Source organism: Salinisphaera sp. RV14, from assembly GCF_052044135.1.
Lineage (GTDB): Bacteria > Pseudomonadota > Gammaproteobacteria > Nevskiales > Salinisphaeraceae > Salinisphaera.
In genome coordinates this window covers 20,768-42,314 of record NZ_JBQDYF010000024.1, presented here as the reverse complement: position 1 = coordinate 42,314, position 21,547 = coordinate 20,768, and the positions used below count along the sequence as shown (strand labels likewise).

Here is a 21,547-nt window from a genome sequence, read left to right as displayed (position 1 = left end):
TCCTCAACCCGGCTTGCGATCGCTGGGTTTGAACATCTGCAGCATGCGCTCGGTGACCACGTAGGCACCCGCCACGTTGGCCGAGCCCAACAGCACGCCGATGAAACCGATGGCCATGCCGGTAACGGAATGGGCATCGAGCAGTGCATACAGCGCCCCCACCACCACGATTCCGTGCACGAAATTGGAACCGGACATGAGCGGCGTGTGCAGAATCGCCGGTACCCGGGCGATCACCTCGTAGCCGGTGAATACCGCCAGCAGAAAGATATACAGGGCGATCACGCCGCCGATGGTCAGTTGTGCGTCCATACGGGCCTCGAGTCGATGCGTTATTCGGCAGTGACAGCGGCACTCGCGCGGGCCGGCTCGGCCGTGCCCCGCAGGCGCATGGCGGCCAGCACCTCGTCGGTCCAGTCCGGGGCGAGTTCGCCGTCGACGATCAATAGTTCGAGCAGGTTGCGCAGGTTGTGGGCGTACAGTTCGCTGGCGTGCTCGGCCAGCATCGACGGCACGTTGCACGGCGCGATCACGGTGACGCCGCCCTGGCGCACGGTCTCGCCGGGCCGGCTCAGCGCACAGTTGCCGCCACTGTCGGCGGCCAGATCGACGATCACGGCCCCCGGCTTCATGCCGGCCGCCTGTTCGGTGCTGATGAGCTCCGGCGCCGGGCGGCCCGGCACGGCCGCGGTGGTGATTACCATATCCGCGGCCTGAATATGCCGGGTCACGGCCCGGGCGACGGTTTCCTTCTCCGCGGGCGTCAGTTCCCGGGCGTAACCACCCTCGCCGCTGGCCTCCACGCCGGTATCGACGAAGCGGGCGCCGAGCGAAGCGGCCTCGGCGCGTGTTTCCGGGCGTACGTCGTAACCCGCGACCACCGCGCCCAGCCGGTGCGCCGTGGCGATGGCCTGCAAACCCGCCACACCCAAGCCCATCACCAGCACCGAGGCCGGCTGCAGGGACCCGGCAGCCGTGGTCATGCGCGGCAGAATCCGCCCCATTTGGGTCGCGCCCAGCAGCGGCGCGTAATAGCCGGCGAGCGCGGCCTGGCTCGACAAGGCATCGATGCCCTGCGCGCGGCTGATCCGCGGCACGCGCTCCATCGCCAGACAGATGACATGGCGCGCGGCAAGCCGCGCCAGCGCCGGCGCGGTTGTTGCGCCGCCGTGAGCGAAGCAGATCAGCAGGCTGCCCTCGCGCATGGCCTCGATGACACCGGGTTCCGGCAGCTGGACGGCGAGCACGATATCCGCGGCACTGACCAGCGCCGGGATGTCATCCACGATCTCCACTCCGGCAAACGCCTCGTCGCGACAGCCCATGGCCGCCCCGGCGCCGGCCTGCAAGGCCAGCCTGCAGCCCCATCGGGCCAACCGCTGGGCCACCGCCGGCACCATCGCCACGCGACGCTCACCGGGCTCGGTCTCACGCAATACCGCGACTCGAATCACCACGTCACCTGTCGGGCTGGTCCACAAATCAGGATCGATCATGCCGTGTGCCCGCGATGAGGCCTTGATTTCGGTCAAGTCATGCCGTCCGATCGGTCGCCGGCGGCGCGTCAGCGACCACGTTCTACCGCAGGCGGTGGGCTATTCCGTTGCGCCGTGGCCGGGATCGACTTGCGGCCCGCGCGCGGGCGGGCCGGCCGCCGCAAGGGCCGCAATCTCGGCGTCGGTGAACAGGCGCGAGCGCACGATGAAACGCACGCCATCGGCCGCTTCCAGGGAAAAGCTGTCGCCGCCCGCGGTCGTGACATCGATCGTGAGTTCGCATGACGCCCAATACTCGAACTGCGCCGGGCCGACGTAGAAGGGACAGCCTTCGATCTCGCCCAGCAGCACATCCCGGCTGCCCGCGCGGAAATCGGCCTGGCGCAAACACATCGGCGCGCTGCCCTCGCAGCAGCCGCCGGATAGATGAAAGATCAACGGTCCGTGGACGGCCGCCAGCCGGCGCACGAGCGCCGCCGCCCGCGGCGTGAATTGCAGTCGATCCGGCATACGACACCTCCCTCGACCCCGCGACCATCACCGGAACGCCCCGACGCTGGCGCCGGGGCGTTCGGGCTCAGCGATAGACCATGCCACCGTCGATGAGCACGGCCTGACCGGTCATGTAGTCGGAATCCGGGCCGGCGAGATAGGACACCAGTGCAGCCACGTCGTCGGGCGTCTCCGCTCGGCCGAGCGCAATGCCGCCCACGTATTTGTCGTAGGTTTCGCCCTTGGCTGCGCCCGTGAGCGAGGCGAACCGCGCATCGATCTCGTCCCACATGTCGGTGCCGACCACGCCCGGGCAGTAGGCATTGACGTTGATGCCCGAGGCGGCGAGTTCGCGTGCCGCGGCCTGGGTCAACGCCCGTACCGCGAATTTGGTGGCCGAATAGACGCCAAGCATGGCGAAACCCTCGTGGCCGGCAATCGAGGACGCATTGATGATCTTGCCCTTCTGGTTGCGCGCCCGGAATTTCTTCGCCGCCGCCTGGATGCCCCACAGCACACCCTCGATATTGACCCGGATGATACGGTCGACCTCTTCCGGCGTGACATCCAGGATCGGGTTCACCTGGGCGATGCCGGCATTATTGACCATCACATCGAATCCGCCGAGCTCGTGCTCGGCATGATCGACCGCCGCATGGACCTGATCGCGGTCCGAAACGTCGGCGACGAACGTGGTCACCCGCCGGCCGAGCGCCTCGATCTCGCGCGCCGCGGCCGCGAGCTTGTCGCCCTTGACATCGACCAGGGCGATATCCGCCCCGTCGCTGGCCAGCCGCCGGGCGATGCCCAGACCGATGCCCTGCGCACCGCCCGTGACCAGCGCGACCTTGTCTTCAATCGTCATCGTTCACTCCTTTTTCGCTAACAGTCGACGCAGAACCGGTGCCGACCCGGTCGTGATGACGCCCCGGTTCACATCCACCGCCGGCGCGCCACCCGTATCGATCCGTTCAGAACAAACCCATCGCTTTCGTGCTGTAGCTGACCAGCAGGTTCTTGGTCTGCTGATAATGATCGAGAATCATCTTGTGGGTCTCGCGCCCGAAGCCGGATTGCTTGTAGCCACCGAAGGCGGCATGGGCGGGATAGACGTGGTAGCAGTTGGTCCACACGCGGCCGGCCTGAATGGCGCGGCCGACGCGATAGGTATGATTGACGTTGCGCGACCACACGCCGGCGCCCAGCCCATAGAGCGTGTCGTTGCCGATTCGGATGGCGTCGTCCCTGTCCTTGAACGTCGTCACCGACAGCACCGGGCCGAAGATCTCTTCCTGGAAGATGCGCATCCTGTTCTGGCCGACGAAGACGGTCGGCTCGACGTAGTAGCCGTTGGCGAGCGCCTCGGCCACCTCGGCGCGTTGACCGCCGGTGCGACAGTCCGCGCCTTCCTGCTTGCCGACGTCGATGTAATTGAGAATCTTTTCGAGCTGGCCGGCCGAACACTGCGGCCCCATCTGGGTTTCGGGATCCAGCGGATCGCCGACCTTGATGGCGGCCACGCGGGCCACCGCCCGCTCCATGAACGCGTCGAAGATCGATTCCTGCACCAGTGCCCGGGACGGGCAGGTGCAGACCTCGCCCTTGTTGAAGGCGAACAACGCAAAGCCTTCCAGCGCCTTGTCGAAGAAGTCGTCGTCGGCGTCCATGACATCGGCAAAAAAGATGTTCGGCGACTTGCCGCCCAGTTCCATGGTCTGCGGAATGATGGTCTCCGCGGCGTACTGCATGATCTGGCGCCCAGTCGTGGTCTCGCCGGTGAACGCGATCTTGGCGATGCGCGGGCTGCGTGCCAGCGGGCCGCCGACTTCCGAGCCATGGCCGAACACGACATTCAGCACGCCGTCGGGCAACAGATCGCCGATCAGGTCCATGAGCACGGCCAGGCTCATCGGCGTATCCGAGGCCGGCTTGATCACCACACAGTTGCCCGCCGCCAGCGCCGGCGCCATCTTCCAGGCCGCCATCAGGAGCGGGAAGTTCCAGGGGATGATCTGGCCGACGACGCCCATCGGTTCCTTGAAGTGATAGGCAATCGTGTCGTGGTCGATCTCGCCGATGCTGCCCTCCTCGGCGCGGATGCAGCTCGCGAAGTAACGAAAATGATCGGCCGCCAGCGGAATGTCGGCGTTCAGCGTCTCGCGGATCGGCTTGCCGTTGTCGCGGGTTTCCACCCGGGCCAGCAGCTCGAGGTTGTCGGTGATGCGATCGGCGATGCGGTTGAGTATCGCCGCGCGCTGGCTCGGCGATTTCCGGGCCCACCCGGCCTTGGCGGCATGCGCCGCATCCAGCGCATGCTCGACGTCCTCGGCATCGGAACGCGCGATTTCGCACAGCGCACTGCCATCGATCGGGCTGGCATCGCTGAAGTAGCGCCCGTTCGCCGGCGCGCGCCATTCGCCGCCGATGAAGTTGTCATAGCGTGATCGCAGAATGCTTTCATCCAGTCTTGCGGATTGCGTCGGGTTCGGCATGGGTCCACTCCTGCATGTAAGGCCGCCTGGGCCGGTGGTAACGCGTGTGGCGCGCGCGGCGCGCCACCATGCCAAGGAGTCTAGGCCGCTGCCGCGCGCCGTCTTTGATCCTGATCACAGCAGCAAGACCCGGCGCTGCGCCCGGGCGCGACGGGTGGGTTATTCGACGCCGGCCGGGCCAGTTGCCACTGCCGCTAAAAGACCGCGCGGCGCCAGCGCGCTGTCGGCGCGACTGGCAATCACGACCGGCACGCGGGCGCCGACCACAGCCGCCAGATGCGCCAGATGCGTACCGGCACGATACTCGATCTGCCTGGCCCGCATGTTGCGGGCTTCGAGATCCGGCACGACCCGAACATCGGCCTGGCCCGCCAGCACCGACACGGTGCCCTTGGCCCGTGCGAGGCGCCGTAAAGTGCCATCAGCCGTTTCTGAACGCGGTGTTGTGGCGCCCGCACCCCGCCGGGATCAAGCGCCGGGCCGGGCGCCCCGATACGCCGTCATCGATTGCGTGCGGCGCCGACGATAAAAAATCATGGATTGGGATAGTATCGAAGTTTCGGTGCGGAAAAGTATTGATCCAGATCACAAGTCCATTTCCCAGAACGCCTACATTCGACACATATTCATCGTCTCGCAGGGCTCAGGCCCAGGAGAAGTCAGATGTCGATTCCCCGAATGGCCACGGTATCCGGTCGCCCCACCACGACCGCGCCGAGCCGCCCCTGGCCGCGACCGGCGGGGCCAACCACGGCCGGGCACGGCAAGTGTGTGGCCTGCATCTTCAAACCGCACTGCCTGCCCGCCGATCTCGACGGTGACAGCCTCAGTACCTTCGAGCATCAGATCTGGCGTTACTCGCGCCCGGTGAAAGCGGGCCAGACCCTCGTTCATCAGGGCGATGCAATCGATTCGCTCTATGCCTTGCGGGTCGGCTCCCTGAAGGCCTATATCGATGAGGCCGACGGCACCGAGCGGGTGATGGCCTTCCGGTTCCCCGGCGCGATCATCGGCCTTGCCGAACCGTACCAGAAGCAATGGGCGCGCAGCTTTGCGGCCCTCGAGGACAGCTGGCTGTGCCGCATCCCCTTGAACGCGATACACGATTCGCTGCAGCGCCAGTTGATTCGGCTGATGAGCGACTGTCTGCGGCGTGAGTACGAGTCGCATCTCACCCTGGCGCTGACCAGCGGCAGCCGAAGAGTCGTGTCGTTCCTGCTGGAGCTGAGCGGCATATTCAAGGCGCTGGGCCAGTCCCCGGGACATCTGCGCCTGCCCATGACTTACCTCGATGCCGCCAGCTATCTGGGCATGCGGCATGAGTCGCTCTCGCGCACGCTTTCCCAACTACAGAAACAGGGCCTGATCCGGAAAAGCGGCAAGGAGATTCATATCGACGATCTGCCCGGATTGAACCGCCTCAAGAACGACGACGCCGTCGTGCCCGCCGCCGACCGCTTCATCACAAGGCCAAAATCGGATGACGGGTCCCCCGCGGCCGACCCGGGCCGAACCGATACCCGGCGACGTGCCATCATCTGAGACGGGCGCAGGCGACGGACGGGCTCAGGAGTCGTCGTTCGGCCGTTCCTGCAGCCGGTAGCCATCGAAGGCATTCACCGATGGCGGCTGCGCCTGGTTGTCGCCTTCCGGGTCGCGCCCCTGCAGCCGCTCGGCGAATGCCTGCAGCAGGGCCTCGCTCTGCGGCAGCGCCTCCAGCAGACTATGCCCGGTGCGGCCATGCGCCGCGAACAGCCTGATCAGCGCGGTGAGTTCCCGGCACGACGGCTCGGTCCGCCGCGCCGACACATGCGCCCGCAGACGCTGCCGACGCTGCAGGATGAGCTGTTCCTGGCGCCGCAGACGCAGCCACCGATGCCGATGGACGGGTGACGCCGTGCAGGGCTGCGGCTCGAGCAACGCCGTTTCAGCAGACAAGTAGGCATCCGCCCGGGCGCTGAATATCCGGAGGCGCTCGCCTGCGCGCGCCCATTCCGACGCTTCGATCGCCGTCTGCATCTCCTTGAGCAGCGATACGCAGTAGTGGTTGCCGAGCATCGCCAGAACTGAAAAAGTCGTCATCGATTGATTTTATCATGGAACATTCGATTATCTTTGCGCTCCGGGACGCCGATCCCCTTGACTTCGCTCAATAATCGGCTGTCTACGCCCGCACTGTCGACACTGGATAAACGGTCGCAGATCACCGGCACATCCGGCACCCCGGCAACGGCGCGGCCCCGACCGCAAGCATACGCGCCCGGAGCCAACGGTCGCGCAAGACGCTGCGCCGGCGGCGCCGCTCAGTACGTCTCGGACCAGTCCTCGGTGGCGCATCGGGTCAGGCGTGCCGGATCCGTGAGGGTCACGTTTTTGCCTCGCACGGTGAGCATTCCCGCCGTCTGCAAACGGCGAAAGGCGCGGGATACGGTTTCCTGGGTCAAACCCAGATAGTTGGCAATCTCGGCACGCGACATGGGCAGCCGCAGCACGGTCGCGGCGCGCCCATTGCGGCCCAGCCGACAGCTGAAACTCAGCAACAGGATGGCGAGGCGTTCTATCGAGCGTCGCTGGTTGACGACCAGCAAGAGCTGCTCGTGTTGTGCCAGGGCACGACCGACCAGGTCCACGAACGCGTCGCGCAAGGCCGGCGCCTGGTGCATCGCTTCCTGCAGGCGGTGCAGCGGGAGGACGCGGACCCGGCTGGCGGTCACCGCGCTGGCCATACAGACGTGTTCACGTCGGGGCAGCGCATCCAGCCCCGCCAGCTCGGTGGGAAAATGAAATCCGGTGATCTGTTCGCGCCCTTCATTATCGACAATGACGGTTTTGAGCAGCCCGTACGTGACGCAGTACAAGGCGTGCATGCCGTGGCCCTGGCGGAACAGCGTTTCGCCGCGGACCAATTGACGCTCGCGCCACACTTCGTCGCCCAGCTGAGCCAGCGCAAGCGGGGACAGCGAATGCGGCAGGCAGAGCTCGTGGATGCTGGCGTTGCGGCTGTAATGCAGCAAGTCGGCGACGCGCAAACCCGGGTCGGATGCATGCTCGGTCATGCCTCAACACGCCACTAGCGTGGGCACCATCATGTTGCGCATCAGCGCCCGGCTCGTGGCGCCGACCACCAGTTTGCGCAGCCTGGCGTGTCCGTATGCCCCCATGCAGAGCAGATCCCCGCCCTTGTCCGCGACCACGGAAAGCAGCACTTCACTGACTTCCAACGCACCCGCCGCGACCGTCGTGATCGAGGCCTCGACCCGATGGCGCGCGAGATACGATGCGATGTCATCGCCGGTCACGGGGGCGACGGTCCCGGGCGGGCGCGTTGTCTCGGTCACGATGACGATATCGACAGCTCGGGCATGCATCAGCAGGGGCAATGCCGCACTGACCATGCGCGCCGACTCGGGCGATGCATTCCATGCCAGCACCACACGGCTGCCCACGCTGGAAAACCGATCCGCACGCGGGACAACCAGCACGGGACGCCCGGACAGCAGCGCGATGTGCACCGGCGCGTCGTAGCCGGCGTACCGCGAGCCATCGTTCGGATCGAACTGCCGGGTCATGATGAGATCCGAGTAAAGCCCCTCCTGCGCGATGGTATCGACCCACGACCCGGTTGCGGAAAACCGGCGCCAGGCCACATCCGGATATTGCTGCGCCAGCGCGTCGAATTCATCCATCGCCGCAGCGCCCTGGGCCGAGGCACGACTCGGATTGTCGGCATCGGCCGCGCCGGGATGCACGGCCGTAACCTGGGCGCGATGCTCACGTGCCAGCAGCAGCGCGTATTCACATACGGCCGCTCGTTCGCGGCGACTGCTCACGTCCAGCAGAATATGGGTGTAATTCATCATCGTCCCGCCCTCGATCCCGGGGCCGCGTCACGGGCCCCGCATTCATCCGCAGGCATCATATGCCGGCCCGCCGGGGTCAAGATTAAACAGGCCCCGCCCGGCGTGCATGCCTGACCGGGCGCGATGGCCCGCCGCGTCGCCGGCGCCGCGGCCTTCCACGCATGCGCTGTAACGCCGCCGTAACCAGACTGAATGAGTCGCCACGTCAGGACGTTGACTCCGGTCAACGACGTCGGCCGCGCCGAACAAGCAACCGCCCCATGATCGGCACCGGACACCCGCCGCCTCAGGCCGTGTACGCCGGATCGCATGATCGCCGTGTGGTATTCATGACATAAGTCATAAAACACGATGTGGGCGTGGCTAGCATGGGGTCCTCGTCCGACCACTTCGATTCCAAGCATGAAAGCGTCGACCCGGGACCCGACATGCCGCCCGCCCCGCGCGGGCCGGATCGACCGGCCCTCGGCGCGAACGCGTCGAAACGGCAATTGCCATGCATGCGTGTTCAAGTCGGGCTGCCTGCCGGCCGAGCTCGAGGACCAGCACCTGACCCGCTTTGAACAGACAGTCGGGCGCCCACAGCACCCACTGCGCGCCGGCCAGATACTGGTGCGCCAGGGGGACCCGATCGATACCCTGTATGCCCTGCGCGCCGGCGCCATGAAGGCTTTTTTCGACGCCGCCGATGGTACCGAGCGCGTGATGGCCTTTCGGTTCCCGGGGACGATCATCGGCCTGGCCGAGGCCTATCAAACGCGCTGGTCGCGAAGTCTTTCCGCCCTGGAAGACTCATGGCTGTGTCACATCCCGCTGCATGCGATCGACAATGTCCTTCAGCGCCAGTTGATGCATTTGATGAGCGAGTGCCTGCGGCGTGAATACGAGGCGCATCTCACGCTTGCCCTGAACGGCGGCGCGCGAAGAGTCATTGCGTTTCTGCTCGACCTGAGCGCGATATTCAGCGCCCGCGGGCAATCGGCCGTTGATCTGCGGCTGCCCATGACCTACCTCGATATCGCCAGCCATCTCGGCATGCGTCATGAATCCCTTTCGCGCACACTCTCGCAACTCGAACAACAAGGGCTTATTCAAAAAAGCGGCCGGATCATACATCTGAGCGATATCGACCGGCTGCGCCGTATCAAACACGAGATGGAAACACCGTGATCACGATGGCCATGCGCCCCGGCGCCAGCCGATGCCGGGGTTTTTCAGTTGTTCTTGTGCCAGTAATAGGAGCGCTCCCCGCCGGGACTGGCCTCGATCCGCGTACCGGCACGGCCCACAAGCAACAGTTCCGCATCGTTGAGGCGCCCGATCGCCGCGAAGCCGCCGGTCTCGCGAACAAACGCCTGGGCTGCGGCGATCTTCGGCGCCATGGAACCACCGGCAAACGTAATATCGTCCAGCGCGTCGGCGCCGACACGGCGCAGACGGCGGGCCTGCGGGGTACCGAAATCGGTCTGTACCGCATCGACATCCGTGAGCATCAATAACGCGTCCGCTTTAAGCTGGCGGGCCAGCAGGGCGCTGGTCGCATCCTTGTCGATGACCGCCTCGACGCCGGCATAGCGGTCATCCTCACGTCGCACCACCGGAATCCCCCCGCCGCCGGCGCAGATCGGGATCATGCGATGCCTGAGCAACAGGCCGATTGCGTCCAGCTCCAGAATGCGCCGCGGCGCCGGCGACGGCACCACCCGGCGATACGACGCCCCATCGGCGGCAATGTTCCAGCCATGTCGGACGGACAGGGCGTCGGCCTCGTGGCGGCTATACACCGGACCAATCGGCTTGGAGGGCGTTGCGAACGCCGCGTCATGCCGATCCACCTCCACCTGGGTCAGCAACGTCACCACGCGACGATTCAGCGGCAGTACGTTGGCCAGTTCCTGCTCCAGCAGATAGCCGATCATGCCCTCGGACTCGGCCCCCAGGACATCGAGTGGATACGCCTCGTCCGCCTTGTAGGCGTCGTTTTGCAACGCCAACAGTCCGACCTGGGGCCCGTTGCCATGCGCGATCACCAGCTCGTGACCAGCGGCCACGATGGGCAGCAGCGCTTCGGCCGCCACCCGGGCATTCTCGCGTTGATTTTCGGCACTCAGGGGCTGTCCGCGCCGCAGTAGCGCATTCCCGCCGAGTGCGGCCACGACCCGCATCTCAGCGCCCCAGCGTGGCGACCATGATCGCCTTGATGGTATGCAGCCGGTTCTCGGCCTGATCGAATACGATGGAGTGCCCGGATTCGAAGACCTCGTCGGTGACCTCCATCGCCTCGAGACCGTGGGTCTGAAATATCTTCTCACCGTAGGTGGTCTCGCGGTTGTGGAACGCCGGCAGGCAGTGCATGACGCCTACGCCCGGGTTGCCGGTCAGATCGAGCATGCGCCGATTGATCTGGTACGGCTGCAGCAAGTCGATCCGCGCGGCCCAGGCCTGTTCCGGCTCGCCCATCGAAACCCATACATCGGTGTAGAGAAAATCCACGCCGGCCACCGCCTCGCTCACGTCATCGCTGACCCGAATACGCGCGCCGGTGTGCTCAGCGAGCTCGCGGCAGTATGCCAGGTGCTCGGCAGCCGGCTGGCGCGCGGCCGGTGCCGCGATATGACACCCCATGCCGAGCTTGGCGGCGCCCACCATGAGCGATATGGCGACGTTGTTGTGGCCGTCGCCGACGAAGCAGAAAGTGATGTCCTTGAGCGGCTTGTCGCTGTGCTCGCGCATGGTCAGGAAATCGGCGAGCACCTGGGTCGGATGGAAGTCGGCCGTCAGCCCGTTCCAGACCGGTACGCCGGCATACGCTGCCAGCTCTTCGACGATGTTCTGGCCGAAACCGCGATACTCGATGGCATCGAACATGCGCCCGAGCACCCGCGCGGTGTCCTTGATGCTTTCCTTGACTCCCATATGCGACCCGCTCGGGCCGAGATAGGTCACATGCGCGCCCTGGTCGTGGGCCGCGACCTCGAAAGCGCAGCGCGTACGGGTGCTGTCCTTTTCGAACAACAGCGCGATATTGCGACCGAGCAGCCGCGGCTGCTCGGTGCCGGCGGCCTTGGCCGCCTTCAACTCGCGCGACAGATCGAGCAGATAGCCGATCTCCGCCGGACTGAAATCCTTGAGGGTGAGAAAACTGCGGTTGCAGAGATTGAAAGGCATAATCGGATTCCTTGGGAACAGGCGAACTAGACGGGATCGCGCTCGAGCGGGCAGCTCATGCAGTGCGCCCCGCCACGTCCGCGCGACAACTCGAAGCCGGGGATGGTGATCACCTCGACGCCGGCCTTGCGCAGCTGGGTATTGCTGTAGACATTGCGGTCGTAGGCGACAACCACGCCGGGCGCGATCGCCAGTACGTTGTTGCCGTCGTCCCATTGCTCGCGTTCGGCTTCGTATTCGTCGCCGCCGGTGGCGATCACGCGCAGCGTCCTGACCCCGAGCGCATCCGTCACCGCGTCGAGGAAGCTGGTCTCGGGGCGCAGATCGAGCGTGCCTTCGCGCTCGCCGGGGCGAAGGCTCCAGGTCCGGAACGATTCGACGGCGGCGGGAAACATCGTCGCCGCATCGCGGTCGAGCAATGTGAATACCGTATCCAGGTGCATGGCCGCACGCGCCTTGGGGAACGCGGCGGCGATCACGCGCTCGGCCCCGCCGCCGGCGAACAGATTCAGCGCCAGCGCTTCGACCGCCTGTGGCGTCGTGCGCTCGCCCATGCCGACAAGCACGGTGCCCTGGCCGATGGGCATGACGTCGCCGCCCTCGATGGTCTGGCCGTCGTAGCTGCGTGCCTCGTCACCGAACCAGAACGCAAACGGCTGATCGCGGAACAGTGGGTGGAAGCGATAGATCGCCTGGTAATTGAGTGTTTCGCGGCGCCGCGCCGGCTTGGCCATCGGGTTCACCGAGACCCCGCCGTAGATCCAGCATGAGGTATCGCGCGTAAACAGATTATTCGGCAGTGGCGGCAGGATGAAGTCGTGGCCATCCATGACTTCGGTCGTCAGGCCCGTACCGTGGAACGGGCTCTCGGCGCGGGCAAGGCCGCCGATGAGCAGGTCAGTCAGTTCCCGGGCCGGCAGCTCGGCGAGATAGGCCCGCACTTCGGCGCACAGCGCGACACCGATATTGCCGGGCGTAATCGCGCGCTCGAGCAACCAATGCCGCGCCTCGGCATCCTCGAGGGTCTCGGTGAGCAGGCGCTGGAGATACAGCACTTCGACGTCGCGCTCACGCAGCGAATCCACGAACACATCGTGCTCCTCGCGGGCGCGCTTGACCCAGAGCACATCGTCGAACAACAGGGCTTCGCGGTTGCCCGGCGTCAGCCGGCGCAAACTCAGATCGGGACGATGGACCAGCACGCGCCGCAGCGTGCCGACTTCGGAATGGGTGCCCAGCTGGCTCATGATCTAACTCCTCGGAACGGACAAACGTCGACGCGCGCGGCGGCCCGCCGCATCGATGCCGGGTAGACGGCGCCCGCCGACGCCGACGCGGCTCATTCGTGCACCACGTAGGTGTACAGCCGCGTGCGACCATCGCCTTCGGCGACCGCGTACAGGCCCTGGATTTCGTTGGCAAAACCGGCGAAGCGATTGGCCGCGGCCTCGAACACACGGAAATAATCGAGCATCGGGCGGGCCGCTTCGTCATAGCGCTCGCCGGGCACGATGACGCCGATGCCCGGCGGATAGACCAGCGCGAGCGTGGCCGCGATACGGCCCTCGATCTCGTCGATCGGCAGAAAATCCACGTCGTTTGCAATCAGGCGGTCGGTCGCCTGCTTGGGCGTGAGCGCGATCTCGGGAAAATGGGCGACACGGAACTGTTCACGTTGCAGGCTGGCGGTGTCGGCATCGCGATAGAAGGCATGCATCTCGGCGCACAAATCGCGCAGGCCGAGACCGGCGTAGCGCGCGCCGTGCGCCGCCACGAATGCCGGAATCACCGCGTCCAGCGGCGCATTGGCGTCATGCAGCCGTTTGAAGGCAACCAGGGCACTCAACAACGTACCGGCCTTGCTCGCCTCCAGGCCCGGCGTCAGCAGGAACAACAGGCTGTTGAGATCGTTCTTCTCGGGCACGATGCCCTGCTCGCGCAGATACTGCGCCACCACCGGGGCGGCAATACCGTGCTCGGCGTAGGCGCCGGTGGCCGGATTCAGCCCCGGCGTGAGCAAGGTAAGCTTGTTCGGATCGGTCATCGCATAGCCCGGCACGAGATGGCCGAAGCCGTGCCAGTCCGCCCCGGGGGCGAGCGCCCAGCAGGCCGGGTCGCTGGCCAGCCGATCGGTCTCGATGTCCGCCCAGGCGACCTCCTCGTCGATGGCTTCCCAGGGGCCCGACTGTGACAACCGCAGCCGATCCGGCACGAAGGGATCGAAGAACCAGCGCTTCGCCCGATCGGATTCGGTTGTCTCGTAATGGTGCTTGAGCTGGCGAATCTTCTTGCGCAGCTCGATGCCCAGACGAATGGTCTCGTCCCAGAGCACCTGACCGGAACGCCCCTTCATCATCTGCGCGCCCACATCCAGCGAGGCGAACAAGGGATAGTAGGGCGACGTCGAGGCATGCAGCATGTACATCTCGTTGAAGCGACGATGCTCGATGCAGCGTTTCTGGCCCGCGATATGCGCGTCGCGCACATGAATCTGCGACGCCTGCGAGAACCCGGCGAGCTGCTTGTGGGTCGACTGCGTGGCGATGATGCCGGGCTGCTTGTCGCCCAGGGATTCCAGCCCCATCGCGAAATGACCCGCAAACAGCGGGTGGAATTTCATGAAACCGGCCCAGGCTTCGTCGAAAAGAATGTAGTCGCAAAGCGGGCCCAGTTTTTCCAGGATCATCTGCGCGTTGTAGATGCTGCCGTCGTAACTGCATTGTTCGATCACGGCGACACGGAACGGCCGCTCGCGATCGGCGATCGAGGCATCGGCGACCAGCGGATTGCGGCGAATCGACTCGCGGATGCGGTTTTCATCCAGTGCGTCGTGATCGATCGGCCCGATCAGGCCGTAGCCGTTGCGCTGGGTCGGCAGATAGACCGGAATGCCGCCGGCCAGCACCAGCGCGCCGTGATGGGCCGACTTGTGGTTGTTGCGATCGAACAGCACCAGGTCGTCGCGGCCGACCAGGGCGCTGAGTACGACCTTGTTCGACGTCGAGGTGCCGTTGAGCACGAAATAGGTGCGGTCGGCACCGAAGATCTTCGCTGCCTCGCGCTGGGCTGCCAGCGCCGGGCCTTCGTGGGTGAGCAGATCGCCGAGTTCGACCACCGAGTTGTCCAGGTCGTTACGGAAGATCGCTTCGCCGAAATGTTCGACGAACACCCGCCCGATCGGGCTTTTGCTGTAGAACACCCCGCCGTTGTGCCCCGGACAGGTCCAGACCTGGTTACCCTGTGCCGCGTAATCGACCATCGCGCCGAAGAACGGCGTCTTGAGCGATTCCGCATAGCCATGCAGGTGGCGCGCCAGGTTCTCGGCAATGAACCCCGGCGAATCCTCGGACAGGAAGATATAGCCGGTCACCCGATCGAGCGTGGCCTCCGAAATCGCGGCCAACTGCATGCGCTCTGTCAGCAGAAAAATCGGGCATTCGAGCCCCCGTTCGCGCACCCAGGCCACCAGGGCGTCCGTGTGTTCGGTATCGCCCTGCTCGTCCCACTGCAGCACGAGACAGCCGAATGAGGCATTGCTGCGGATGAGAAAACGCGTCTCCTCCACCGAGGCGGCCCGAGCTACCTCATAACCCAGTTCCTCGATCGCGTCCACGATCCGTTGCAGGTGGCGTCGTTCGGCTGTGTCCCGGCCGCCGTCGGCACCGTAGAACAGAAACTGGAACAGATGATCGTAGGACATCGGGGTGGCCTTGATGGCAGACATGGAATTGCGGATCAGTGAGGGCGCGGCCATACTCAGCCGATGCCGACGGTGCCGGTGACAATCAGCGCCAGCGCGACCGCGGCCACCCCCACAAGGCCAATGCTGGCCGCGCTCTCACGACGACTGAACACGGGCATATCCGGGCTGTTGTGGCGCCGGGTGTACCAGTACACCGGGATGCCGAGGGCGAAGATGATGGTCGACAACAGAATGAATTGCGGGCCGGCCGCGTACAGCATCCACACGGCGTAGACCGTGCCGAGGATGCCGCTGATCAGCGCCGGGCGCCGGTGTTCGTGACCATGGGCCTCGGCAAAAGCCGGCGTACGTGCATAGCGCCACAGATAGGCGGTGCTCGCCAGATAGGGCGGCAACACCATCACGCCGGTGATCGCCACCAGCCACAACCACGCGTTATGCGCGAACAGCACCACGAACATCGTGGCCTGCATCACCGCCGAGGATAGCCACAGCGACGGCGCCGGCGAGTGATGCCGGTTCTCATGCCCCAGCGCCGCCGGAAACACGCCATCCTTGGCGCCCTCGAACGGCAGTTCGGCCACCATGATGGTCCAGGCCAGCCAGCAACTCAGCAGCGAGACCAGCACGGAAAGAATCATGGCGAAGGCACCCCAGTTGCCCACGGCCTGCTTGAGCACATACGCGGTTGAGGGGCCCTTCAGAGCGGCCAGTTCCGGCTGCGACAACAGCGCGAACGGCAGCACCGACACCAGGAAATACAGAAGCAGACAAAGGATGAGCCCGATAAAGGTCGCCCGGCCGACCTCCTCTTTGTTCCGGGCACGGCCGGAGACGACAACCGCGCCCTCGATGCCGATGAATACCCAGAGCGTGACCATCATCGTGCTCTTGACCTGTGTCAGCAGGTTACCGAGATGCAGCTGGCGCCCCCAGATGTCGCTGGAAAACTGGGCACTATTGAAGAATACGGCCAGAATGACGATAAAAGCGATGATCGGCACGATCTTGGTCGCTGTCGCGATCGCGTTGAGGAACGCCGCGCGCTTGACACCCAACAACACCACGAAGTGCATGGCCCAGATCAACAGCGAGCCGCCGATGATCGCCGGCCAGCCAGTGGCCACGTTCGGAAAGTAGTAGCCGAATGTCTGCATGACGAGCACAGCGAACGCCACGTTGCCGAAGGCCGCGCTGAGCCAGTAGCCCCAGGCCATCTGAAAGCCGGCGAAGCGCCCGAAACCTTCGCGCGCGTAGGTATAGATACCGGCATCCAGGTCCGGGCGCTTGTCGGCCAGGGTGCGGAAGGTATTGGCAAGGAAGAACATGCCGACGCCGGTCACGACCCAGGCGATGACCACCGCCATCAGCGACGCCCCGACCGCCATGTTCTGCGGCAGGTTGAACACCCCGCCACCAATCATGGCGCCCACCACCATGCCGACCAGGCTGATCAGGCCGACCTTGCGGCCGGCCGGCTGTTCTGCCACGGCGACCTTGTCCTCGACTAGCGCACTCATGCGTCCAACCTCCGCGTGGCCGTTTTCGGCCTCGAAAATTTGTTAACCCCCAGCAAACCGGGCCATCGATGACAAGACCCGGCTCGAAAACAAAGATAGAGGGCTTTGCCGGTCGCCGAATTGACCGGCGTCAACTCCAACGCGGAAAGTCGCTCAATCGATGCAAATACACGGCACGCTATAGCGTGGGCCGTCATCGGACTCGGCGATCGAAAGGCCGTGCACTTCGCCGGCGAAGCCCGGAAACTCCACTTCGGTTGCTCGACAGAATTCCAGATAGGTCTCGATCGCGCGCTCCGCCCTGCCAAAGCGCTCGCCCGGCATGATGAGTGGGATGCCCGGGGGATACGGCACCAGCATGACGGCGGCGATCCGCCCTTCGAGGGCATCGATCGGCACGTTGTCCACACGTCGGCGCACGAGTGCGTCGTAGGCCTCGGCCGGCGTCATCGCCGCGTCGGGGATGGTGGTGTAGATCTCCTGCATCAGACGCAGCGCGCCGCGGCGCGCAATCAACGCGTGCATGCGCTGACAGAGATCGCGCAGCCCGAGCCCGGCGTAGACCGCTTCGTGCTCGGCGTACAGCGCGGGAAACACCTGCGCGACCGGCGCGTTGGTATCGAACAGCGCCTTGAACTCGAACAGCTCGGCGAGCAGGCTGCCCCACTTGCCGCGGGTGACCCCGATCGAAAACAACACGAGGAAGGAGTACAGGCCGGTCTTTTCGACCACCAGGCCGCGATTCCAGAGAAACCGTGCCACCACGGCCGCGGGTATGCCCCACCCGCCCGACACGCCGTCTGCGCCGATGCCGGGGGTGAGAATCGTGACCTTGATCGGATCCAGCATCACATGGCCGCTGGCCAGCACATCGAAGCCGTGCCAGTCCTCGCCGTGACGCACCCACCAGTCCGCCGGTGCCAGCGTTTGCGCCGGGTTGCCAGCCGTCGTCGGCCCCGGCTCGCCGATCGCCGCGGGCGATTGCCATAGTTGAAACCACCAGTCCTGGCTACTCAGTTCCCCGGCGACTTGAGCGAAGCGTTGGCGAAACGCCAGGGCTTCGTTGAGCGTGTCGTCGATCAACGCCTGACCGCCCGGGCCGCGCATCATGCGGGTGGCCACGTCCAGCGACGCGATGATGCCGTACTGCGGCGAGGTCGACGTATGCATCATGAACGCTTCGTTGAAGCGCTCGGCATCATGCGGCTGTTCGTCGGTCTCGCGTACATGCACCATCGAGGCCTGCGAGAACGCGGCCAGCAGCTTGTGCGTGGATTGCGTGGCGAACGTGGCCGGCTGGCCCGGGCGCGCGGCGCCTTCGGCCATGCCGAAGCGCCCGGCATAGAATGGATGAAACCGGGCGTAGGCGAACCAGGCCTCGTCGAAATGCAGCACGTCCACGGTCCCGGCCAACGTCTCGCGTAGAGCGTCGATGTCGTAGCACAGCCCGTCGTAGGTGGAATTGGTGATCACCGCCAGCCGGGCGTGTGCCTGGCCGGCCGGTACCAGCGGATGCGCCGCCAGACGCTCGGCGATGCGTTCGGCGGTGAGTTCCGCGCGCGGAATCGGGCCGATGATGCCGTAGGCATTGCGAGTGGTCGGCAGATAGATCGGTATCGCGCCGGTCATGACGATCGCGTGCAGGATCGACTTGTGGCAGTTGCGATCGACCAGCACCACATCGCCGCGCGCGACGTTGGCATGCCAGACGATCTTGTTGGCGGTCGACGTACCGTTGGTGACGAAATAGGTGCGATCGGCGCCGAAGGTCTCCGCCGCCTCGCGTTCGGCAGCGCCGACCACGCCGGAGTGTTCCAGCAGCGAACCCAGCTCCGGCACGGATACCGACAGGTCCGAACGCAGCACGTTCTCGCCGAAATATTCGAAGAACGCCCGGCCCACCGGCGACTTGAGAAACGCCACCCCGCCGCTGTGGCCCGGCGTGTGCCAGGAGTACTTGTACCGTTCGCCGTAGCGCACGAGCTCGGCAAAGAACGGCGGCAACAGCCGGTCCAGATATTCGCTGGCCGCCTCCTCGATATGGCCGGCGATGAAGACCGGCGTATCCTCGAGCTTCCAGAAATACCCGCGCACATGACGCAGCGCCTCGATGCTGATCGACTTGAGCGCGACCTTGTCGGTGCACAGAAAGATCGGGACCTCGGCATTGCGTGCGCGCACGCGCTCGATCAGCGTTTCGAGCGGCCCGCTCGATGCCACGCCGTCAATGTCGCCATTGATGACGACCGTGCTTATTTCCGGATGCGCCTGGATCAGGGCGGCGCCGTCGGCCGCACTGGCCGCATGCAGCACCGTGTGCAATCCCTCTTCCAGACGTCTTTTCAGGGCATGCACCATCTGGCCGCCGGCTCCCGTCTCCCGCCACTCGGGATCAATGATCAGGATCGGGAAATGCTGTCTCCAACTCATGACAAACCACTCGTATTCGATCCGGATCGGGCCCCATATTCCGGCAGGCTGCGGGTTGGCCATCCGCCGCGCGGCTCGATCGGCATTGCATCGAGGCCGCGACGGGCAACCGGCACCACAGGCGGCATGGCCGGTTCCGGGGCGATCGGTGTACGCGCAGGGGATCGGTCGCACCGGTCGCCTCGCGTACCCGAAGCCGTTTCGGAGTTTGCAGCGCATGCCCGCGTTGCTGCCGGCCTTGGTGAGGCCCGGATGGCTGAGAGAGCCCTTAACCTAGAGCGGTCACGGCAGGTGACTGTTGACCTCGGTCAAACGGGGAGCGGACACGGCCGCGCGGGCGAACCCGCGCTGCGGCGAACGGCACGGCGCGATTCCGGCGCGGTGCGCGGCCATATCGACGACTCGCGGGGCCGGTTCGTGGTTTGCGCGCGCTCGGACGGCGGCCCGGGCCGGGCCGCGCTTATTTCGCCGCGCCGAGGCGCAACGGCTTGGCCGGCGAGCGCCCCGGGTCGGCGAGATCCCGCTCCAGCCGATCGAGATCGGCTGCTTCCAGCGTCTCGTGCTCGAGCAGTTCCTGTGCCCCCCGTTCGAGCACGGCGCGATTTTTTTCCAGCGCGGTGTAAACGCGTTCGAACACGTCATGGATGATCGTGCGCACGGCGCGGTCGATGGCATCGGCGGTGTGTTCGCTGAACAGTCGCTCGCCCTGGCCGGGATAGCCGGGACCGAGATAGCTCGGCCGCTCGTTGTCGTAGGTCACATAACCGAGCTGTTCGTCCATGCCGTAACGCGCGACCATGCTGCGCGCGAGATCGGTCGCCTTGGACAGATCGTCGGCTGCGCCGGTCGACAGATGCTCGAAGATCAGTTTTTCCGCCGCCCGCCCTCCAAGCAGTACGGCAATCTTGTTCTCCAGTTCCTCGCGCGTCATGAGAAAGCGGTCCTCGATGGGCCGCTGCAGGGTGTAGCCCAACGCGCCGATCCCGCGCGGGATGATCGAGACCTTGTGCACCGGGTCCACGCCGGGCAGCAGCCGTGCCATCAGCGCGTGGCCCATCTCGTGGTGGGCGACGATTTCGCGCTCACGCGCGTTCAGGATGCGATTCTTCTTCTCGAGCCCCGCCACAATACGCTCGATGGCGTTGTTGAAATCGGCCATGGTGACGCCGTCGGCGCGGCGTCGAGTGGCCAGCAGTGCCGCCTCGTTGACCAGATTGGCCAGATCCGCGCCGGTGAAACCGGTGGTGAGGGCCGCCACCTGCTCCAACGCGACATCCTCGGCCAGCCGAATTTTCTTCGCATGCACCTGAAGGATTTGAATACGCCCGGCCTTGTCGGGTCGATCCACCAGAACCTGGCGGTCGAAACGCCCGGCGCGCAACAACGCGGGATCGAGGACCTCCGGCCGGTTGGTGGCCGCCAGCAGCACCAGGCCCCCGCTCGGATCGAAACCATCGAGTTCGACCAGCAGCTGATTGAGCGTCTGTTCGCGTTCGTCGTTACCGCCCTGATTGAACACACCACGAGCACGGCCCAGCGCGTCCAGCTCATCGATGAAGATGATGGCCGGCGCCTTGGCCCGCGCCTGCTGGAACAGATCGCGCACGCGTGCGGCGCCCACACCGACGAACATCTCGACGAATTCGGAGCCGCTGATCGAGAAGAACGGCACCTCGGCCTCGCCGGCCACGGCGCGCGCCAGCAGGGTCTTGCCCGTGCCGGGCGGGCCGACCAGCAGCACCCCCTTGGGAATATGCGCCCCGAGCGTGCCGTAGCGCTTGGGATCCTTGAGAAAATCGATCAGTTCGACCAGTTCCTCCTTGGCCTCGTCCACGCCGGCGACATCATCGAACGCGACCTTGGTATCGGTCTCGACATAAATCTTGGCCCGGCTCTTGCCGACCTGCATGAAACCACCGGCGCCGGCGTTACCGCCCCCCATCCGCCGCATGAGAAAGACCCAGACGGCCAGAAACAAACCCATCGGCAGAATCCACGACAACAGCGCGCCGATCCAGCTCGTATCGGGCGCACCGCGATAGGTCACCCCGGCCTTGTCCAGTTCAGCGCGGATGTCCGCGGGCACCCGCAGGGTGGTGAACTGGCGCTTGCCGTTCTGCGGTTGCTTGAATTCGCCGCTGATCGATTGCTGACCGACCACCACGCTCTTGATATGGCCTTGCGCGAGTTCGTGCTGGAACGCGCTGTAGGGCAGCTTGGCCGGCTGCGATCCGCCGGTCGAAAACTGCACCATCGCGATCAGCACCAGAACGGGGATCAGCACCGACCAGATATAAGGGTAGAGATTCTTGTTTATATTCATGAAATGTCAGTCCCGGTGATCGGATCGATTGGCCTCGTGCCGCGGGCCGCACCCGACCTGCCG

Annotated in this window: 17 protein-coding genes and 1 pseudogene; 2 read left to right on the top strand and 16 right to left on the bottom strand. The window is 65.3% G+C overall.

The annotated features are described in order from the left end of the window. Positions 1–3 precede the first annotated feature (3 nt). From ACS8Y6_RS16590 to ACS8Y6_RS16565, 6 genes and pseudogenes are all read right to left on the bottom strand, one after another. Entirely contained in the window at positions 4–312 is a 309-nt protein-coding gene (locus tag ACS8Y6_RS16590) for an NAD(P) transhydrogenase subunit alpha (protein WP_440856066.1), read from the bottom strand. Between the two features lie 20 nt (positions 313–332). Beyond that, entirely contained in the window at positions 333–1,496 is a 1,164-nt protein-coding gene (locus ACS8Y6_RS16585) for an NAD(P) transhydrogenase subunit alpha (protein ID WP_440850473.1), read from the bottom strand. Positions 1,497–1,595: 99 nt separating this feature from the next. Further along, positions 1,596–2,006, bottom strand: coding sequence for a DUF779 domain-containing protein (locus ACS8Y6_RS16580; RefSeq protein ID WP_440850472.1), 411 nt, complete (start codon positions 2,004–2,006; stop codon positions 1,596–1,598). Between the two features lie 67 nt (positions 2,007–2,073). Next, entirely contained in the window at positions 2,074–2,853 is a 780-nt protein-coding gene (locus ACS8Y6_RS16575) for an acetoin reductase (RefSeq protein WP_440850471.1), read from the bottom strand. Positions 2,854–2,959: 106 nt separating this feature from the next. Further along, complete coding sequence (locus ACS8Y6_RS16570) at positions 2,960–4,480, bottom strand: aldehyde dehydrogenase family protein (protein ID WP_440856065.1); 1,521 nt, start codon at positions 4,478–4,480, stop codon at positions 2,960–2,962. A gap of 159 nt (positions 4,481–4,639) precedes the next feature. Further along, positions 4,640–4,876: pseudogene (locus ACS8Y6_RS16565) on the bottom strand (hypothetical protein); the annotation flags it as partial. A 267-nt stretch (positions 4,877–5,143) separates the two neighbouring features. On the opposite strand from ACS8Y6_RS16565, the gene ACS8Y6_RS16560 reads away from it, so the two are divergent. Beyond that, positions 5,144–6,022 carry a Crp/Fnr family transcriptional regulator gene (locus ACS8Y6_RS16560; RefSeq protein WP_440856064.1) on the top strand — a complete coding sequence of 293 codons (879 nt, stop codon included), beginning with the start codon at positions 5,144–5,146 and terminating at the stop codon, positions 6,020–6,022. A gap of 24 nt (positions 6,023–6,046) precedes the next feature. On the opposite strand, the gene ACS8Y6_RS16555 is transcribed toward ACS8Y6_RS16560, so the two are convergent. From ACS8Y6_RS16555 to ACS8Y6_RS16545, 3 genes are all read right to left on the bottom strand, one after another. Next, the gene (locus ACS8Y6_RS16555; protein ID WP_440850468.1) at positions 6,047–6,562 is read right to left on the bottom strand and encodes a hypothetical protein; all 516 of its coding nucleotides are present in this window, start codon (positions 6,560–6,562) and stop codon (positions 6,047–6,049) included. A gap of 221 nt (positions 6,563–6,783) precedes the next feature. Further along, positions 6,784–7,509, bottom strand: a complete 726-nt coding sequence (locus ACS8Y6_RS16550) for a helix-turn-helix domain-containing protein (protein ID WP_440856063.1) — start codon at positions 7,507–7,509, stop codon at positions 6,784–6,786. A gap of 30 nt (positions 7,510–7,539) precedes the next feature. After that, a complete protein-coding gene (locus ACS8Y6_RS16545) occupies positions 7,540–8,337 on the bottom strand; it encodes a universal stress protein (protein ID WP_440856062.1) in 798 nt (265 codons plus the stop codon). A 507-nt stretch (positions 8,338–8,844) separates the two neighbouring features. Here ACS8Y6_RS16545 and ACS8Y6_RS16540 point away from each other — a divergent pair. Further along, positions 8,845–9,510: a Crp/Fnr family transcriptional regulator gene (locus ACS8Y6_RS16540; RefSeq protein ID WP_440856061.1), complete on the top strand. Its 666-nt coding sequence runs from the start codon at positions 8,845–8,847 to the stop codon at positions 9,508–9,510. A gap of 44 nt (positions 9,511–9,554) precedes the next feature. On the opposite strand, the gene arcC is transcribed toward ACS8Y6_RS16540, so the two are convergent. The 7 genes from arcC to ftsH all read right to left on the bottom strand — a co-directional run bounded on the left by arcC (position 9,555) and on the right by ftsH (position 21,484). Beyond that, positions 9,555–10,505: a carbamate kinase gene (gene arcC, locus ACS8Y6_RS16535; protein WP_440850464.1), complete on the bottom strand. Its 951-nt coding sequence runs from the start codon at positions 10,503–10,505 to the stop codon at positions 9,555–9,557. A gap of 1 nt (position 10,506) precedes the next feature. Further along, positions 10,507–11,508, bottom strand: a complete 1,002-nt coding sequence (gene argF / locus ACS8Y6_RS16530; RefSeq protein WP_440850463.1) for an ornithine carbamoyltransferase — start codon at positions 11,506–11,508, stop codon at positions 10,507–10,509. Positions 11,509–11,534: 26 nt separating this feature from the next. After that, entirely contained in the window at positions 11,535–12,755 is a 1,221-nt protein-coding gene (arcA, locus tag ACS8Y6_RS16525; RefSeq protein ID WP_440856060.1) for an arginine deiminase, read from the bottom strand. A gap of 92 nt (positions 12,756–12,847) precedes the next feature. Beyond that, a complete protein-coding gene (locus ACS8Y6_RS16520; RefSeq protein ID WP_440856076.1) occupies positions 12,848–15,208 on the bottom strand; it encodes an Orn/Lys/Arg decarboxylase N-terminal domain-containing protein in 2,361 nt (786 codons plus the stop codon). A 56-nt stretch (positions 15,209–15,264) separates the two neighbouring features. Then, positions 15,265–16,731: a basic amino acid/polyamine antiporter gene (locus ACS8Y6_RS16515; protein WP_440850461.1), complete on the bottom strand. Its 1,467-nt coding sequence runs from the start codon at positions 16,729–16,731 to the stop codon at positions 15,265–15,267. A 153-nt stretch (positions 16,732–16,884) separates the two neighbouring features. Then, positions 16,885–19,161 (bottom strand): Orn/Lys/Arg decarboxylase N-terminal domain-containing protein, encoded by a 2,277-nt coding sequence (locus ACS8Y6_RS16510; RefSeq protein ID WP_440856059.1) that lies wholly within the window; start codon positions 19,159–19,161, stop codon positions 16,885–16,887. 460 nt (positions 19,162–19,621) lie between these two features. After that, the gene (gene ftsH / locus ACS8Y6_RS16505) at positions 19,622–21,484 is read right to left on the bottom strand and encodes an ATP-dependent zinc metalloprotease FtsH (protein ID WP_440856058.1); all 1,863 of its coding nucleotides are present in this window, start codon (positions 21,482–21,484) and stop codon (positions 19,622–19,624) included. Positions 21,485–21,547: the final 63 nt, after the last annotated feature.

Bases quoted from the DNA above. Each gene is read 5' to 3' on its own strand.
- ACS8Y6_RS16590 (WP_440856066.1), bottom strand. From the start codon at position 312: ATGGACGCACAACTGACCATCGGCGGCGTGATCGCCCTGTATATCTTT.
- ACS8Y6_RS16585 (WP_440850473.1), bottom strand. From the start codon at position 1,496: ATGATCGATCCTGATTTGTGGACCAGCCCGACAGGTGACGTGGTGATT.
- ACS8Y6_RS16580 (WP_440850472.1), bottom strand. From the start codon at position 2,006: ATGCCGGATCGACTGCAATTCACGCCGCGGGCGGCGGCGCTCGTGCGC.
- ACS8Y6_RS16575 (WP_440850471.1), bottom strand. From the start codon at position 2,853: ATGACGATTGAAGACAAGGTCGCGCTGGTCACGGGCGGTGCGCAGGGC.
- ACS8Y6_RS16570 (WP_440856065.1), bottom strand. From the start codon at position 4,480: ATGCCGAACCCGACGCAATCCGCAAGACTGGATGAAAGCATTCTGCGA.
- ACS8Y6_RS16560 (WP_440856064.1), top strand. From the start codon at position 5,144: ATGTCGATTCCCCGAATGGCCACGGTATCCGGTCGCCCCACCACGACC.
- ACS8Y6_RS16555 (WP_440850468.1), bottom strand. From the start codon at position 6,562: ATGACGACTTTTTCAGTTCTGGCGATGCTCGGCAACCACTACTGCGTA.
- ACS8Y6_RS16545 (WP_440856062.1), bottom strand. From the start codon at position 8,337: ATGAATTACACCCATATTCTGCTGGACGTGAGCAGTCGCCGCGAACGA.
- arcC (WP_440850464.1), bottom strand. From the start codon at position 10,505: ATGCGGGTCGTGGCCGCACTCGGCGGGAATGCGCTACTGCGGCGCGGA.
- argF (WP_440850463.1), bottom strand. From the start codon at position 11,508: ATGCCTTTCAATCTCTGCAACCGCAGTTTTCTCACCCTCAAGGATTTC.
- arcA (WP_440856060.1), bottom strand. From the start codon at position 12,755: ATGAGCCAGCTGGGCACCCATTCCGAAGTCGGCACGCTGCGGCGCGTG.
- ACS8Y6_RS16520 (WP_440856076.1), bottom strand. From the start codon at position 15,208: ATGTCCTACGATCATCTGTTCCAGTTTCTGTTCTACGGTGCCGACGGC.
- ACS8Y6_RS16515 (WP_440850461.1), bottom strand. From the start codon at position 16,731: ATGAGTGCGCTAGTCGAGGACAAGGTCGCCGTGGCAGAACAGCCGGCC.
- ACS8Y6_RS16510 (WP_440856059.1), bottom strand. From the start codon at position 19,161: ATGAGTTGGAGACAGCATTTCCCGATCCTGATCATTGATCCCGAGTGG.
- ftsH (WP_440856058.1), bottom strand. From the start codon at position 21,484: ATGAATATAAACAAGAATCTCTACCCTTATATCTGGTCGGTGCTGATC.